Genomic DNA, 13,486 nt, shown 5'->3' with positions numbered 1-13,486 from the left:
CTGCGCCGGCCGCTCGCACGGAGCCGCCCTCTCCCTACCCTCTCCCTCTCGGGGCTTCGCCCCGGGGGAGAGGCGTTCCTCGCCCTCCTCGCGCTCGCGGCCTGCTCGTCGAAGCCCGCCGACCAGCCCGTCGCCTACATGGACCTCGACTGCGCCAAGCCGTTCGAGGCGCAGGTCGAAGCCATCACCGCCCAGCCCAGGCTGGTCCCCGCCGGCACGGTCGGCGCCGAGCCCTACAGCTACTATTCCAGCGCCGACGGGCGGGTCAGCTATCTGATCACCCGGCCCGGCTCTCCCGCCCATCCGGCGATCATGATCCAGCGCGCCGAGGGCGGCGTGCATACGGACGGTTGCGCCTATGGCTCCAAGGCTGGCTATGACGAGCTCTACGCCTATCTGGAAAGCCTGAAGACCTGGACGCGCAAGGGAGCGGACGCGCCATGACCGGCTATCATCTCGCCCAGATCAACGTCGGGCGGCTGCGCGCGCCGGTCGATCACCCGATGATCGCCGACTTCAAGGACAACCTCGGCCGGATCAACGCCCTGGCCGACGAACAGCCCGGCTTCGTCTGGCGCCTCGTGGGCGACGGCGGCGACGCCACCGACATCCAGCCTCGGCCCGAGGATCCGCTGTTCGCCATCAACATGAGCGTCTGGACCGATATCGACGCCCTGGCCGCCTTCGCCTACCGCAGCGCCCACCGCGAGATCATGCGCCGCCGCCGCGAGTGGTTCGAGCACACGGACACCTACATGTGCCTCTGGTGGGTCCCGGCCGGCCACCGGCCCACGGTCGAGGAGGGCATGGCCAAGCTCGCCCTCTTCGAACAGCTCGGCCCCACCGCCGAGGCCTTCAGCTTCAAGGTCCCTTTCTCCGCGCCCGACGGCCAATCCGCGGCGCCCATCCTCGACGAATGCGCGTAAGGACGCCCTCATGAAAGCCGCCGTCATCGTCTTCCCTGGCTCCAACTGCGACCGCGACTGCAAGGTCGCCATCGAGCGTTCGACCGGGGCCAGCGTCGACATGGTCTGGCACGGCGACACCGCCCTCCCCGACGGCGTGGACCTCGTAGTCCTGCCCGGCGGCTTCTCGTACGGCGACTACCTGCGCTGCGGCGCCATGGCGGCGCTGTCGCCGATCATGACCGAGGTGAAGGCCGCCGCCGGGCGCGGCGTCGCCACCGTCGGCATCTGCAACGGCTTCCAGGTGCTGTGCGAGGCGGGCCTGCTGCCCGGCGCCCTGCTGCGCAACGAGAAGCTCAAGTACGTCTGCAAGACCGTCGAACTGGCCGTGGTCAACAACCAGACCCGCTTCACCGCCGGCTATGCGGGCCGCCGGGAGGTGGCCATGACCGTGGGCAACGGCGAGGGCAACTACTTCGCCGACGAGGACACCCTCGACCGGCTGGAGGGCGAAGGCCAGGTGGTGTTCCGCTACCTCGCCAACCCCAACGGCTCGGCGCGCGACATCGCCGGCATCGTCAACACGCGCGGCAACGTCCTGGGCATGATGCCCCACCCAGACCGCGCCTTCGAACCCGAGCTGGGCTCGGCCGACGGCGCCGTCCTGTTCCAGAGCGCGCTAGCCAGCGCCTGACCCTCTCCACCACGCTGCGCGTGGCCCCCTTCCCCCGCTTCGCGAGGGAGGCGCGCTCCTCCCCTGCGAAGCGGGGGAGGTGTCAGCGGAGCTGACGGAGGGGGCGACGCCGCGCAGGCAGCCGCCGGTGAACGCCCCACCTCGGCCTTCTCGCCTAGGGCGCCTCCGCCTTCTGGAACTTCACCGGCATCGGGTCGCGGCCGCCCTCGGCGATGAAGCGGTCGATGCGGGCCTTCAGCACCGGCAGCGGCACGGCGCCCAGCGCCAGCACCGTGTCGTGGAAGGCGCGGATGTCGAACTTCGGCCCCAGCGCCGTCTCGGCCTTCGCGCGGGCTTCCTTGATGGCCAGCATGCCGAGGTAGTAGCTCACCGCCTGCCCCGGCCAGGAGATGTAGCGGTCCACCTCGATCTCGATGTCGTGGTCGGCCAGCGCGGTGTTGTCGTGCAGGAACCGGATCGCCTGGTCCCGCGTCCAGCCCTTGTGGTGGATGCCGGTGTCCACGACCAGCCGGGCCGCCCGCCACATCTGGAACGTCAGATAGCCGAAGCGGTCGTAGGGCGTGTCGTACATGCCCATCTCCAGGCCCAGATACTCGCAGTAGAGCGCCCAGCCCTCGCCGTAGGCGGAGATGTAGGTGTAGCGGCGGAAGTCGGGCAGCCCCTCCTGCTCCTCGGCCAGCGCGCCCTGGAACGAATGGCCCGGCGCCGACTCGTGCAGGGTCAGCGCGGTCATGTTGTAGAGCGGCCGCGAGGGCAGGTCGTAGGTGTTGATCAGGTAGGTGGTCTTGCCGCCCCGGGCCGAGGTGTAGAACGGCGCGATGTCGGCCGGCACGGGCTCGATCGTGAAGCGGCTGCGCGGCAGCCAGCCGAAATAGGCCGCCAGCTTGCCGTCCACGCGCTTGGAGATCCACGCGCCCTTGTCCAGCAGCTCCTGCGCCGTCTTGGGATAGAACTTCGGGTCGGAGCGGAGGTAGGCGAAGAACGCCGGCAGGTCGCCCTGGAAGCCGGTTTCCTTCATCACATCAATCATCTGGGCGCGGATCTTGGCCACCTCGGAGAGCCCCAGCTGGTGGATCTCCTCCGGCGTCATGTCGGTGGTGGCGAACTCCTTGATCTGGGCCTGGTAGTAGGCCTTGCCGTCGGGCAGCGCCTCGGCCGCCAGGGTCTCGGTGGCGTGGGGCACGTACTCCTGGCGCAGGAAGGTGAGCAGCGTGGCGTAGGCCGGCTTCACCTCGCCCTCGATCGCCGCCTTGGCCTCGGCCTTCAGCGCCGCCTGCTCGCCTTCCGGGATCGACTGGGGCATGGCCTTGAACGGCTGCCAGAACAGGGTGTCCTCGGCGGTGGCGGCCTCGACCGTGGCCGAAACCGACTTGTCACGGCCCGCCAGCGTGGCCTTCGGCGGCGTGAAGCCGCGCTTCAGCCCGGCCCGCATGTTCGCCGTCTCCTCGGCGAAATAGCGCGGGATATCATGCAGTTGGTCGATGTACCTGCGGTAGTCCTCGGCGTCGTGGAAGACGCGGCGGGCCTTGAAGTTGAAGCTCGACCAGAACGAGCTGTCCGAGTTGAACGGCTTCTCGTACTCGCGGAACGTCTGCTGGTTGATCAGCACGTCGATCTGGTCGCGATAGACCTCGTAGTTCACCTGCTGGGCCTGGGAGAGGTCGGCTTCGGGGATGGCGTCCAGCTTCCGGCGAACGTCCTGCCAGTAGGCCAGTCGCCGCGCCTGGCTCGCGGCGTCCACGTGCGGCAGGTGGTCCGCCAGGCGGTCGTCGTCGCTGGCGTCGGCGCGGGCGAACTCGTCCTGCCGCCAGGCCCATTCGGTGTCGTACAGCGTCTTGAACGCCGCGTCCGCGTCGCCCGGCGCGGCCATCGCCGCCGGCGACGCCAGGAGAGCCGCCGCCACCGCGCCGGCCAGGAACATCGCACGCATCACTGAAACCCCCTGAAAGCCGTCGCGACGGCTGTTACGCCTTGCTACGCTCCGGCCATGAATCTGCAAGCCTCGCTGATCGCCGCCTGCGCCGCGGCCGCCCTCCTCGTCGCGCCGGCCCAGGCCCAGACGCCGCCGCTCACCCCCGACATCGCCAAGGACTTCCAGTGGCCCAAGGAGTCCTGGGACTACGTCAAGCGCGAGGTGATGATCCCCATGCGCGACGGCGTGAAGCTCTACACCGTCATGATCATCCCGAAGGGCGCGCACGACGCCCCGATCCTGCTGACGCGCACGCCCTACAACGCCAAGCGGGGCGTCGAACGCACCCTGTCGCCGCACGCCGAAGCCGCCGGGGCCCAGATGGACGAGCCGTTCCTGGCCGACGGCTATATCCGCGTCTATCAGGACGTCCGCGGCAAGTACGGCTCCGAGGGCGACTACGTCTTGAACCGCCCCCTCATCGGCCCGCTCAACGACAGCAAGGTCGACCACGCCACCGACGCCTACGACACCATCGACTGGCTGGTGAAGAACACGCCCGAGAGCAACGGCCGGGTCGGGATCATCGGCTCGTCCTATCCCGGCTTCACCGCCGCCATGGCGCTGATCCATCCGCACCCCGCCCTGAAGGCCGCCGTGCCGCAGAGCCCGATGATCGACGGCTGGATGGGCGACGACTGGTTCCACTACGGCGCGTTCCGCATGCGCAACTTCGACTGGTTCACCGGCCAGATGACGGCCAAGGGCGCCGGCGCCAGCATCCCGCGCGAGGCCTTCGACGACTACGACAACTTCCTGCGCGCGGTGTCGGCGGGCGGCTTCGCCAAGTCCGCCGGCCTCGACCAGATCCCCGCCTACCGCAAGATCGTCGAGCACCCGACCTACGACGCCTTCTGGCAGGAACAGGCGCTCGACCGCATCCTGGCCAAGCAGCCGCTGAAGGTGCCGACGCTCTGGATGGGCGCCCTGTGGGACCAGGAGGACATGTGGGGCGCGATCCACGCCTATGAGGCCGTCGAGCCCAAGGACGCGAAGAACGACATGAACTTCCTGGCGCTGGGCCCCTGGCGCCACTCCGGCACCAACTACGAACAGCGCCAGCTCTCGGGCCTCAAGCTGCCGGGCGACACGGCCACCGAGTTCCGCCTGACGGTGCTGAAGCCCTTCCTCGACCACTACCTGAAGACCGACGGCCCGCCGCTGACCACCAAGCCCGTCACCATCTACGAGACCGGCACGCTGCGCTGGCAGACCTTCGCGAAGTGGCCCCAGGCCTGCGCCGACGGCTGCGCCGCGCCGATGAAGCCGCTCTACCTGACGCCGGGCCTCGGCCTGTCGTTCGAGAAGGGCGCCGGCGCGGCCTTCGAGGAGTACGTCTCCGATCCCGCCAAGCCCGTGCCCTACGTGCGCCGGCCCGTCCGCTGGGACGATGGCGACCAGTGGCGCTACTGGCTCACCAACGACCAGCGCCACGTCGACGGCCGCCCCGACGTGCTCACCTTCGTCACCCCGCCCCTGAAGGAGCCGCTGAAGATCGCCGGCGAGCCGGTGGTGAACCTCTACGCCTCCACCAGCGGGACCGATTCCGATTGGGTGGTGAAGCTGATCGACGTCTACCCCGACGTCGTGCCCTCCGACGTGGGCATGGGCGGCTACGAGCTGCCGATCGGCATGGACATCTTCCGCGGCCGGTATCGGGAGAGCTTCGAGCACCCCTCGCCGATCCCGGCCAACAAAGTCCAGCGCTACCGCTTCGACCTGCCGCCGGCCAACCACGTGTTCCAGCCGGGCCACCGGATCATGGTGCAGATCCAGTCGACCTGGTTCCCGCTCTACGACCGCAACCCGCAGACCTATGTGGAGAACATCTTCTTCGCCAAGCCGGCCGACTACAAAAAGGCCACACAGCGCATCTACCTGACCGGCGACACCGCCTCGTCGATCGAGCTGCCGGTGGTCCCGATCGACTGAAGCCCAGGATGCGCGCCGTCCCACGCGTTGCGACCCAGACCACCCCGGCAAGACGGCGCGACGCGGCGGAACCGATCGCGCGTCGTCGGGCGGGATTTCCGCGGGGATGGGCCACGGCGGCGTGGCGCTCGGGAATGGCCCTGGCGCTCGTCCTCGCCGCGCCGGCGGCGTGGGCCGCGGACGGCCGCATCGTCGTGGACCTTTCGCCGGCGGGCCTGCGCAATGTGATCCGGCCGGAGACGGCGCTGGGCGCCGGGCTGGACGGCGCGTGGCGCGGCGGCGCCGACAGGGTCCTCACGCCCGGCAACGTGCGGGCCATGACCTCCGCGGGCCTGAAGCCCCTCACCTACCGGCTGCGCACCGAACTCGGCATCGCGGCCTGGCACTGGAACCCGGTGGGGTCCTGGAGCGACCCCGTCCACGCCCAGGGCTACTGGACGTCGAGCGACCGGCCCGGCGCGCCGATCCAGCTGTCGTTCGGCTACGACCTGCCGCGCCGCGGCGATACCGACGACAACGCGAACAACACCGGCTGGTCACGCCTCGATGACGGCGATCTCTCGACGTTCTGGAAGTCCGATCCCTACCTCGACCCGGCCTACGCCCACGCCCGGCAGCGCCCTCAATGGCTGGTCGTCGAGCTCGGCGACCCGCAGGTCGTCGACACGGCCGTGATCGCCTGGGGCGAGCCCTACGCCACGCGCTATCGGGTTCAGTATTGGATCGGCGCCGACGAATACGACCCGGCCGGCCGCTGGGCGACCTTCCCGCACGGCGCGGTGCGCGGCGGCCGCGGCGGGATCGTGCGGCTGGACCTGGGCGCCTCGGCGGTCCCGACGGCCTTTGTGCGGGTGATCGCCGACTCCGGCTCGCGGACCGCGCCGGCGGGCTCCACCGATCCCCGCGACCGGCTGGGCGTCGCGGTGCGCGAGGTCTCGTTCGGTCGCACCGACGCGTCGGGATTCCACGACGCGGTGCGGCACGCCGCGAGCCACGGCCGCCAGTCGATCGCTCACGTCTCCTCGACCGACCCCTGGCACCGCGCGATCGATCGCGACCCCGACCTGGAGCAGCCGGGCCTCGACCGCGTGCTGGCCGGCGGCCTCACGGCGGGCCAGCCGGCCATGATCCCCGTCGGCGTGCTCTACGACACCCCCGAGAACGCGGCGGCGGAACTGCGCTACCTGAAGGCCCGCCGCTACCCGATCTCGCGCGTCGAACTGGGCGAGGAGCCGGACGGCCAGTACGTCGACGCCGAGGACTACGGCGCCCTCTACCTCGAAACCTACGCGGCCCTGCGGAAGATCGACCCGGCGGCGCCGCTCGGCGGACCGAGCCTCCAGAGCGGCCTCAGCGACACCTGGCTCGACCCTGATCCGCTACGGTCGTGGAATGGCCGCTTCATCCGCTACCTCAAGGCCCGCGGCCGGCTGTCCGCCCTCGGGTTCTGGTCGTTCGAACATTATCCGTTCGACGACATCTGCGGCGATCCCTACGCCCGGCTGGCGCAGCAGGACGAGCTGATGGCCGGGCTGATGGCGCGAGCCCGGCGCGAAGGCGTGCCGACGCGAATTCCCTGGATCATCTCCGAGTACGGCTTTTCGGCGTTCTCCGGCCGCGCCGAGTCCGAAATGCCCAGCGCGCTGCTGATGGCCAATATCGTCGGTCAGTTCTTCGACGAGGGCGGCGACGGCGCGCACCTCTTCGGGTACCAGCCGAACCAGCCCGCCAATCAGCACAGCGCCTGCGCCGGCTGGGGCAACCTGATGCTCCTCACCGCCGACGCGGCGGGCCAGGCTCTCCAGCCCACGCCCACCTACTATGCAGCGCGCCTGATCACCGGAGCATGGCTCGAACCAAGCGGACGCCACCGCCTCTACGCGGCGCGCGTGGAGAGCGGCGACGCCGCCACAACGCCTCGGCTGCGCGTCTTCGCCGCCGTACGCCCGGACGGCCGGCTCTCGCTGCTGATCCTCAACCGCGACCCGTCGCGCGCCTACCGCCTGGCCCTGCCGGACACGGGGGACGCGGAGGTCTGGCGCTACGGCGCAGCCCAGTACGAATGGATCGACGACGGGCCGCGCAGCCATCCCGGGCGCGACGACCCGCCCGAGCACGACGCGTCCGCGTTCCTGTCGGAGGTGGAGGTCCCGCCCGCCGCGCTCGTGGTGGTGGTCGAGGGCGCGCCGCCTCATCCGCTCTGAGGGCGGGCTTCGGCGAAGCGTCGGCGCCTTCCGCCCGGTCACATCGACCGCCCCTTCCGTGGCGGCGCCGTTGACCCGCGCGCCCGGCGTGGAACGATGGGCTCATGACCGCCGCGCCAGACACCCCCGCCCTGCCCGTCACGGAAGTCGCCGAGCGCCATCGCTTCGACGAGGCCCGGCTGCACGCCTGGCTGCGCGGCCAGGTCCCCGAGGTCGGCGACACCCTGCGCGTCCAGCAGTTCCAGGGCGGGGCGTCCAACCCCACCTTCCTGCTCACCAACGGCGAGGGCCGCCGCTACGTCCTGCGCAAGAAGCCGCCGGGCCAGCTGCTCGCCAGCGCCCACCAGGTTGACCGCGAATACCGGGTGATGAAGGCGCTCGACGGCCACATCCCCGTGCCGCGCATGCGCGCGCTGTGCGAGGACGCCGAGGTCGTCGGCACCGCCTTCTACGTCATGGACTTCCTGGAGGGCCGCATCTTCCGCGACGCCGCCCTGCCGGGCCTGGAGCCGGCCGAGCGCGCCGCCATCTACGACGACCTCAACGCCACCCTGGCCAAGCTGCATCAGGTCGACTTCGAGGCCGTGGGCCTCGGCGACTACGGCCGCCCGGGCAACTACTTCGAGCGCCAGGTGGCCCGCTGGACCCGTCAGTATGTTGACGCCAAGACGGAAGAGATTCCGGCCATGGACGCCCTGATCGAGAAGCTGCCGGCCCGCATCCCCGCCGACCAGTCGGTCTCCATCGCCCACGGCGACTACCGCCTCGAGAACGTGATGTTCCACCCCACCGAGCCGCGCATCGTGGCCGTGCTCGACTGGGAGCTCTCCACCATCGGCCATCCGCTGGCCGACATCGCCTACAACGCCTTCATCTGGCGCTCGCATTCCCCCGGCTGGGGCAGCCTGGACGGCGTCGACCTCGCCGCCAGCGGCATCCCCACCGAGGCCGAGTACGTCGCCCGCTACTGCCAGCGCACCGGCCGCGGCGAGATCGCCGACTGGCCGTTCCTGATGGCCTTCTCGATCTTCCGGCTCGCCTCGATCGGCCAGGGCGTCTACGCCCGCACCCTGGCCGGCGTTCTGGCTAGCGAGCGCGAAGCCATCAACGGCTGCCCGCTCCTGGCCGAACAGGCCCTGGCGATCCTGGAAGGGCGCGAATAGGCCCCGTTCGCCATGGCCCGGCGCTACGTCGGCCAACCCTCCGTCATCCCGGCCGCAGCGCTCGCAAGAGCGCGGAGAGCCGGGACCCAGCCGCACGGCGGTGAAGCGCCTCCCTTCGGCGGGTTTGAGCTGCTGGATCCCGGATCTTCGGGCGCCTTGCGTCCGGGATGACGTCCCCGGCGAGCCGGCCCCTACTCCGGCACGGCCTCGCCCGAGCCGCCGAACTCGGCCGGGAAGTCCTTCAGCTTCGGCAGGCCGTCCTTCATGGGCAGCACCGTCTCGGCGTAGTTCACATGCACGCCCGGCTGGAAATCCAGCGTCGGGATGGTGGCGGTGAACACGTCCACCAGGCCCAGCGGCGGGTGGTTGGTCATCAGGTGACCGCCGCACTTGGCGCAGTATTTCCGCTGGCTGAGCTCGGTCTTCTGGAAGGTCGCGACGTGCTCGGCGCCCTTGGTCACCGTCACCGCCTCGGGCTTCCACAGGCTGAAGGCGTTCACCGGCCCGCCCGACCACGAGCGGCACGATCGGCAATGGCAATAGCCCATCGCCTCGGGTTCGCCGCTCACCTCAAGTTCGACTGCGCCACAGAAGCAGGCGCCGACATGTGCCATGGCCCTGGTCCCCCTTCGCCGCCGCACCGTCGCGGACGGCCCGCCGCGATAAGACGCCAACGCCGGCCGGCGCGGAAGGGGATGCGCGCGAGGGGCGTGCGCTATCAGAGCGCGATGGTGAAGCGGGCCCCCTCGCCCGCCCGCGGCGGGTCGAGCACCAGCTGGCCGCCCTGGCTCACCACCGCTTGCCGCGCCAGGCTGAGTCCGATGCCGCTGCCCTCGGGCTTGGTGGTGAAGAACGGCTTGAAGATCTCACCCGCGCGCGCCGGATCGACGCCCGCGCCGTTGTCCTCCACCACGATCGCCGCGCCCTCCCCCGCCGGCCGCGCCGACAGGCGCACGGTGGGCGGCGCGGTCCCGTCGGCGGTATTGGCCAGCGCGGCCTGGGCGGCGTTGGCCAAGAGGCTGATCAGCGCCTGGGCCGTGAGGTCGGGGTCCAGGCGGATACGGATGTCGGGTCTGGGCCGCACCGCCTCCAGCGCCACGCCCCTCGCGCCCCAGCGGGTCTCGAACAGCCGCGCGGCCTCGTCGATGAGATCGCCCAGGCTCACCAGGCGCGGCTGCGGCGCCGGCAGCCGGGCGAGCTGGCGGTAGGCCTCGACGAAGCGGTGCAGGCCGTCGGTGCGCCGGGCGATCACCGCCACGCTCTCCCGCGCCGTGGCCACGTCCTGGCGCTCGCCCTCCTCCAGCAGTTCGGCGGCGCTCTGGGCCAGCGAGGCCAGGGGCGTCAGCGAGTTCATGATCTCGTGGCTCAGCACCTGCAGCAGCTCCTTCAGCGCCGCCGCCTCGGCCGCCTGGATCTCGGCCTCGATGTCGGTGAGCGCGGCCAGCCGCACCGGCCCGCCGCCGCCGGTCACCTCGGCCACCGACAGCGCATAGGTCCGCGGCGGCCCGTCGCCCGAGGCCAGCCGCACCGTCCGCCGCGTCTCCGGCGAGGCCGTCGCGATCGCCTCGGCCAGTTCGGGCGACGGGTCGGGCAGCACCCCGTCGGTGTGGAACAGCCGCCGCGCGGCCCGGTTCACCGCGGTCAGCGGCCCGACCAGCGGGGCCAGCACCAGGGGCGTGGGGGTCTGGTCCAGATAGGCCTGCAGCGTTCGCCGCTCCCGCTCCTGGTCCAGCCGCACGGCGTCGCCCTCGGCCGGCGGGGCCGGCGCCGGGGCGGGCTCGTCGCGGGTGACCAGCCACAGGCCCGCCGCGATGGCGGCGAGCGAGGCCAGCAGCGCATTGGCCGGCAGCTCCGCGCGCAGCGCCAGCACCGCCAGGCCGCCCGCCGCGGCCACGCCGAGCAGCGCCGCGATGCGCGTCAGGCGCCGCCTAGAGACCATGCTTGACCATGCGCCGGTACAGCGCCGCCCGGGTCAGGCCCAGTTCGCGCGCCGCGTGGCTGACGTTGTGCGCGTGCCGCTTCAGGGCGGCCTCGACGATCGCCTTCTCCGAGCGGGCGAGGTTCAGGTCGGGCTGGCCCGCCGGCGCCGCGCCGCCCGCCGGAGCCGGAGCCAGGTCGGCCGCGGTCAGCACGTCGCCGTCGGCCAGCACCACCGCCCGCTCGCAGGCCTGGCGCAGGCCGCGCACGTCGCCGGGCGGCGGGGTCTCGGCCAGCGCCTCCAGCGCCGAGGCGTCCAGCGGTTTGGGCGCCTTGCCGTAACGCCGCGAGAACAGCCGCACGAAGTGCTCGGCCAGCAGCACCACGTCGTCGCCGCGCTCGCCCAGCGGCGGCAGCACGATCTCCACCGTCGCCAGCCGCGCCATCAGGTCGTCGTCGGCGCCCGCCGCCGCCTCGCGCGTGGTCGAGACCAGCCGGGCCGGCAGGCCGCCTTCCAGCAGTCCGACCAGCGCCGCGCGTCCGGCGGGCGGCAGGGCGGCGGGCTCCTCGATCAGCAGCGTCCCGTTCGCCGCCTCGGCCGCCGCGCGGCGCAGGGCGGCCTCGGCGTCGGGGCCCAACGCCGCGGCGTCCAGGCGCACGAGCGGCTCCGTCCGGCCCGAGCGGGCGTGCAGGGCGCGCGCCGCCAGGCTCTTGCCCGCGCCCGCCGGCCCGCGGATCAGCACCGCCGCCGCCGTGGGCCCGGCCCGGGCGATCAGGTCCCGCGCCCGCCGGATCGGCTCGCTGTCGCCGACGATCAGCGTGTCCTCGTCCACCGCCGGCGCCTCGCCGGCCTCACCGCGCCGCTCCCGCGCCAGGGCCGCGGCGTCGCGCACCGTGTCGACCAGCCGCGCATTGCTCCAGGGCTTCATCACGAAGTCGCTGGCCCCGGCCTTCATGGCGGCCACGGCGATGTTGATCCCGCTGTGCCCGGTCACCACCACGACCACGGCCGAGGGATCCTGGACGCGCAGTTCGGCGAGCCACCGGAACCCCTCCTCGCCCGAGGTCTCGCCGCGGGTGAAATTGAGGTCCAGCAGGATCACGTCCACCGGCTCGGCGGCCAGCACGCTCCAGGCCTCGGCGGGGCTGGCCGCGCTCAGCACGCGATAGCCCTCGCGGTTCAGCGCCACGCGCGCGGCGGTCGCCACGTCGGGATCGTCGTCCACCAGCAGCACCGTCGTGGAATCGCTTGACAGCCTCTCCCCCATGTCCGGAAACGAACACCTCGTCCGATAGCGGTCACCCGGCGCGGGCGAAATCAGGAAAACTTAATTTATCCAGCCGGTTAGACTGGCGAAAATCACGTGTAGCCTGGATGTGAAAAGTCGCATCTGAAGGCCATGACGTCCAGTTCCTCCATTTCGCACCTGCACTCGCCCGGCGCCTCGATGGATCGCCCGGTCGAAAAGCCGAAGGCCCGGCGCCGCAACCTGTGGATCGGCGGCGGCGTCGCCGCGGCCCTGGTCGTGACCGGCCTCGCCCTGTGGCTGGTCCCGTCGGCCGGCTCGGTGACGGTCAAGAAGAGCGAGACCGAGACCGCCGAGGTCGCCCGCGCCCCGTTCCAGGACTACCTGCCGCTCCGCGCCGAGGTCGCGCCCCTGACCACCGTCTACGTCACCGCCGTCGAGGGCGGCCAGGTCGAGCAGGTGCTGGTCCAGGACGGCGCGGAGGTAGCGGCCGGCGCGCCGTTGGCCCGGCTGGCCAACCCGCAGCTCCAGCTCGACGTCACCGCCCGCGAGGCCGACATCGCCGCCCGCCTGGGCGACGTCAGCGCCCAGGAGCTGGCCCTGCAGCGCGCCCGCGCCGAACGCGAGCAGGAGGTCGCCGACACCGCCTACAAGCTGATGACCGCCCGGCGCGAGCTGGAGAAGCGCCAGCGCCTCCACGACGCCGGCTTCGAGTCCGACGCCGGCGTGCGCACCTACGCCGACGAGGCCCAGTACCACCGCGACCACCTCGCCGCGCTCAAGACCCAGCAGGTCGAGGAACAGCGCATCGCCCGCGCCCAGCAGGGCCAGATCCGCCAGATGGCCAACCGCCTGCAGAGCAATCTCCAGATCGTCCAGGACAGCCTGGGCGCCCTGGTCGTGCGCGCGCCCGCCGCCGGGCGCCTCACCAACTTCGACCTGCATCCCGGCCAGCCGCTCAAGGCCGGCGAGACCCTGGGCCAGGTGGACTCCGAAGGCGCCTACAAGCTGGTGGCCGACATCGACGAGTTCTACCTGGGCCGCATCGCCCCCGGACAGGCCGCCACCATCGACCTCGACGGCCGCAAGCTGGCCCTGAAGGTGCTGCGCGTCCTGCCCCAGGTCACCGCCGGCCGCTTCAAGGCCGAGTTCGCGTTCCAGGGCGCCCCGCCGGCCAGCCTGCGCCGCGGCCAGACCCTCGACCTGCGCCTCACCCTCGGCGACACCCGCCCCGCCCTGGTCCTGCCCAACGGCGCCTGGCTGGAGGCCTCGGGCGGGAACTTCGCCTTCGTCGTCCACGGCGGCCGCGCCCAGCGCCGCGCCATAGCGGTCGGCCGGCGCAATCCCGAACAGGTCGAGATCCTCAAGGGCCTCAAGCCCGGCGACCGCGTCGTCGTCTCCTCCTACGCGGGCCTCGAGCCCTACAAGCAACTCATCCTGCGCTGAGAGCCG

The 13,486-nt window shown here is 71.7% G+C and carries 11 protein-coding genes; 7 read left to right on the top strand and 4 right to left on the bottom strand.

The window, feature by feature from the left end; translation table 11 throughout:
- The first annotated feature begins 138 nt into the window (after positions 1-138).
- Genes GC203_RS13550 through purQ form a run of 3 tightly spaced genes read left to right on the top strand, consistent with a single transcriptional unit; the run spans position 139 to position 1,599 of the window.
- On the top strand, positions 139-444 hold the full coding sequence (locus GC203_RS13550) for a hypothetical protein (protein WP_293455312.1): 306 nt from the start codon (positions 139-141) through the stop codon (positions 442-444).
- Positions 441-926 carry a DUF3291 domain-containing protein gene (locus GC203_RS13545; protein ID WP_293455311.1) on the top strand — a complete coding sequence of 162 codons (486 nt, stop codon included), beginning with the start codon at positions 441-443 and terminating at the stop codon, positions 924-926. The genes GC203_RS13550 and GC203_RS13545 overlap by 4 nt, the downstream gene beginning before the upstream one ends.
- 10 nt (positions 927-936) lie before the next feature.
- Positions 937-1,599 carry a phosphoribosylformylglycinamidine synthase subunit PurQ gene (gene purQ / locus GC203_RS13540; RefSeq protein WP_293455309.1) on the top strand — a complete coding sequence of 221 codons (663 nt, stop codon included), beginning with the start codon at positions 937-939 and terminating at the stop codon, positions 1,597-1,599.
- A gap of 154 nt (positions 1,600-1,753) precedes the next feature.
- On the opposite strand, the gene GC203_RS13535 is transcribed toward purQ, so the two are convergent.
- Positions 1,754-3,529 (bottom strand): DUF885 family protein, encoded by a 1,776-nt coding sequence (locus tag GC203_RS13535; protein ID WP_293455306.1) that lies wholly within the window; start codon positions 3,527-3,529, stop codon positions 1,754-1,756.
- 57 nt (positions 3,530-3,586) lie between these two features.
- On the opposite strand from GC203_RS13535, the gene GC203_RS13530 reads away from it, so the two are divergent.
- The 3 genes from GC203_RS13530 (at position 3,587) to GC203_RS13520 (ending at position 8,870) form a co-directional block, all read left to right on the top strand.
- Positions 3,587-5,503 (top strand): CocE/NonD family hydrolase, encoded by a 1,917-nt coding sequence (locus tag GC203_RS13530; protein WP_293455304.1) that lies wholly within the window; start codon positions 3,587-3,589, stop codon positions 5,501-5,503.
- Between the two features lie 134 nt (positions 5,504-5,637).
- Positions 5,638-7,707 (top strand): discoidin domain-containing protein, encoded by a 2,070-nt coding sequence (locus GC203_RS13525; protein ID WP_293455303.1) that lies wholly within the window; start codon positions 5,638-5,640, stop codon positions 7,705-7,707.
- Positions 7,708-7,811: 104 nt separating this feature from the next.
- The gene (locus GC203_RS13520; RefSeq protein WP_293455300.1) at positions 7,812-8,870 is read left to right on the top strand and encodes a phosphotransferase; all 1,059 of its coding nucleotides are present in this window, start codon (positions 7,812-7,814) and stop codon (positions 8,868-8,870) included.
- Positions 8,871-9,061: 191 nt separating this feature from the next.
- Here the strand turns inward: GC203_RS13520 and GC203_RS13515 are convergent, their stop codons facing one another.
- From GC203_RS13515 to GC203_RS13505, 3 genes are all read right to left on the bottom strand, one after another.
- Entirely contained in the window at positions 9,062-9,439 is a 378-nt protein-coding gene (locus GC203_RS13515; RefSeq protein WP_293455297.1) for a GFA family protein, read from the bottom strand.
- Positions 9,440-9,588: 149 nt separating this feature from the next.
- Entirely contained in the window at positions 9,589-10,809 is a 1,221-nt protein-coding gene (locus tag GC203_RS13510) for an ATP-binding protein (RefSeq protein ID WP_293455295.1), read from the bottom strand.
- Positions 10,799-12,055, bottom strand: a complete 1,257-nt coding sequence (locus GC203_RS13505; RefSeq protein WP_293455293.1) for a response regulator — start codon at positions 12,053-12,055, stop codon at positions 10,799-10,801. The genes GC203_RS13510 and GC203_RS13505 overlap by 11 nt, the downstream gene beginning before the upstream one ends.
- A 132-nt stretch (positions 12,056-12,187) precedes the next feature.
- Here GC203_RS13505 and GC203_RS13500 point away from each other — a divergent pair, with 132 nt between their 5' ends.
- Complete coding sequence (locus tag GC203_RS13500) at positions 12,188-13,480, top strand: efflux RND transporter periplasmic adaptor subunit (protein ID WP_293455290.1); 1,293 nt, start codon at positions 12,188-12,190, stop codon at positions 13,478-13,480.
- Positions 13,481-13,486 lie beyond the last annotated feature (6 nt).

Source organism: Phenylobacterium sp., assembly GCF_016124325.1.
Classification (GTDB): Bacteria; Pseudomonadota; Alphaproteobacteria; order Caulobacterales; family Caulobacteraceae; genus Phenylobacterium.
Note: the sequence above shows the minus strand (reverse complement) of the source record. Positions and strands in the feature narration are given on the sequence as shown.

Coding starts and splice junctions, on each gene's coding strand:
- GC203_RS13505 (WP_293455293.1), bottom strand. CDS start 12,055: ATGGGGGAGAGGCTGTCAAGCGATTCCACGACGGTGCTGCTGGTGGAC.
- GC203_RS13550 (WP_293455312.1), top strand. CDS start 139: ATGGACCTCGACTGCGCCAAGCCGTTCGAGGCGCAGGTCGAAGCCATC.
- GC203_RS13525 (WP_293455303.1), top strand. CDS start 5,638: ATGGCCCTGGCGCTCGTCCTCGCCGCGCCGGCGGCGTGGGCCGCGGAC.
- purQ (WP_293455309.1), top strand. CDS start 937: ATGAAAGCCGCCGTCATCGTCTTCCCTGGCTCCAACTGCGACCGCGAC.
- GC203_RS13500 (WP_293455290.1), top strand. CDS start 12,188: ATGACGTCCAGTTCCTCCATTTCGCACCTGCACTCGCCCGGCGCCTCG.
- GC203_RS13545 (WP_293455311.1), top strand. CDS start 441: ATGACCGGCTATCATCTCGCCCAGATCAACGTCGGGCGGCTGCGCGCG.
- GC203_RS13520 (WP_293455300.1), top strand. CDS start 7,812: ATGACCGCCGCGCCAGACACCCCCGCCCTGCCCGTCACGGAAGTCGCC.
- GC203_RS13510 (WP_293455295.1), bottom strand. CDS start 10,809: ATGGTCTCTAGGCGGCGCCTGACGCGCATCGCGGCGCTGCTCGGCGTG.
- GC203_RS13535 (WP_293455306.1), bottom strand. CDS start 3,529: ATGCGTGCGATGTTCCTGGCCGGCGCGGTGGCGGCGGCTCTCCTGGCG.
- GC203_RS13530 (WP_293455304.1), top strand. CDS start 3,587: ATGAATCTGCAAGCCTCGCTGATCGCCGCCTGCGCCGCGGCCGCCCTC.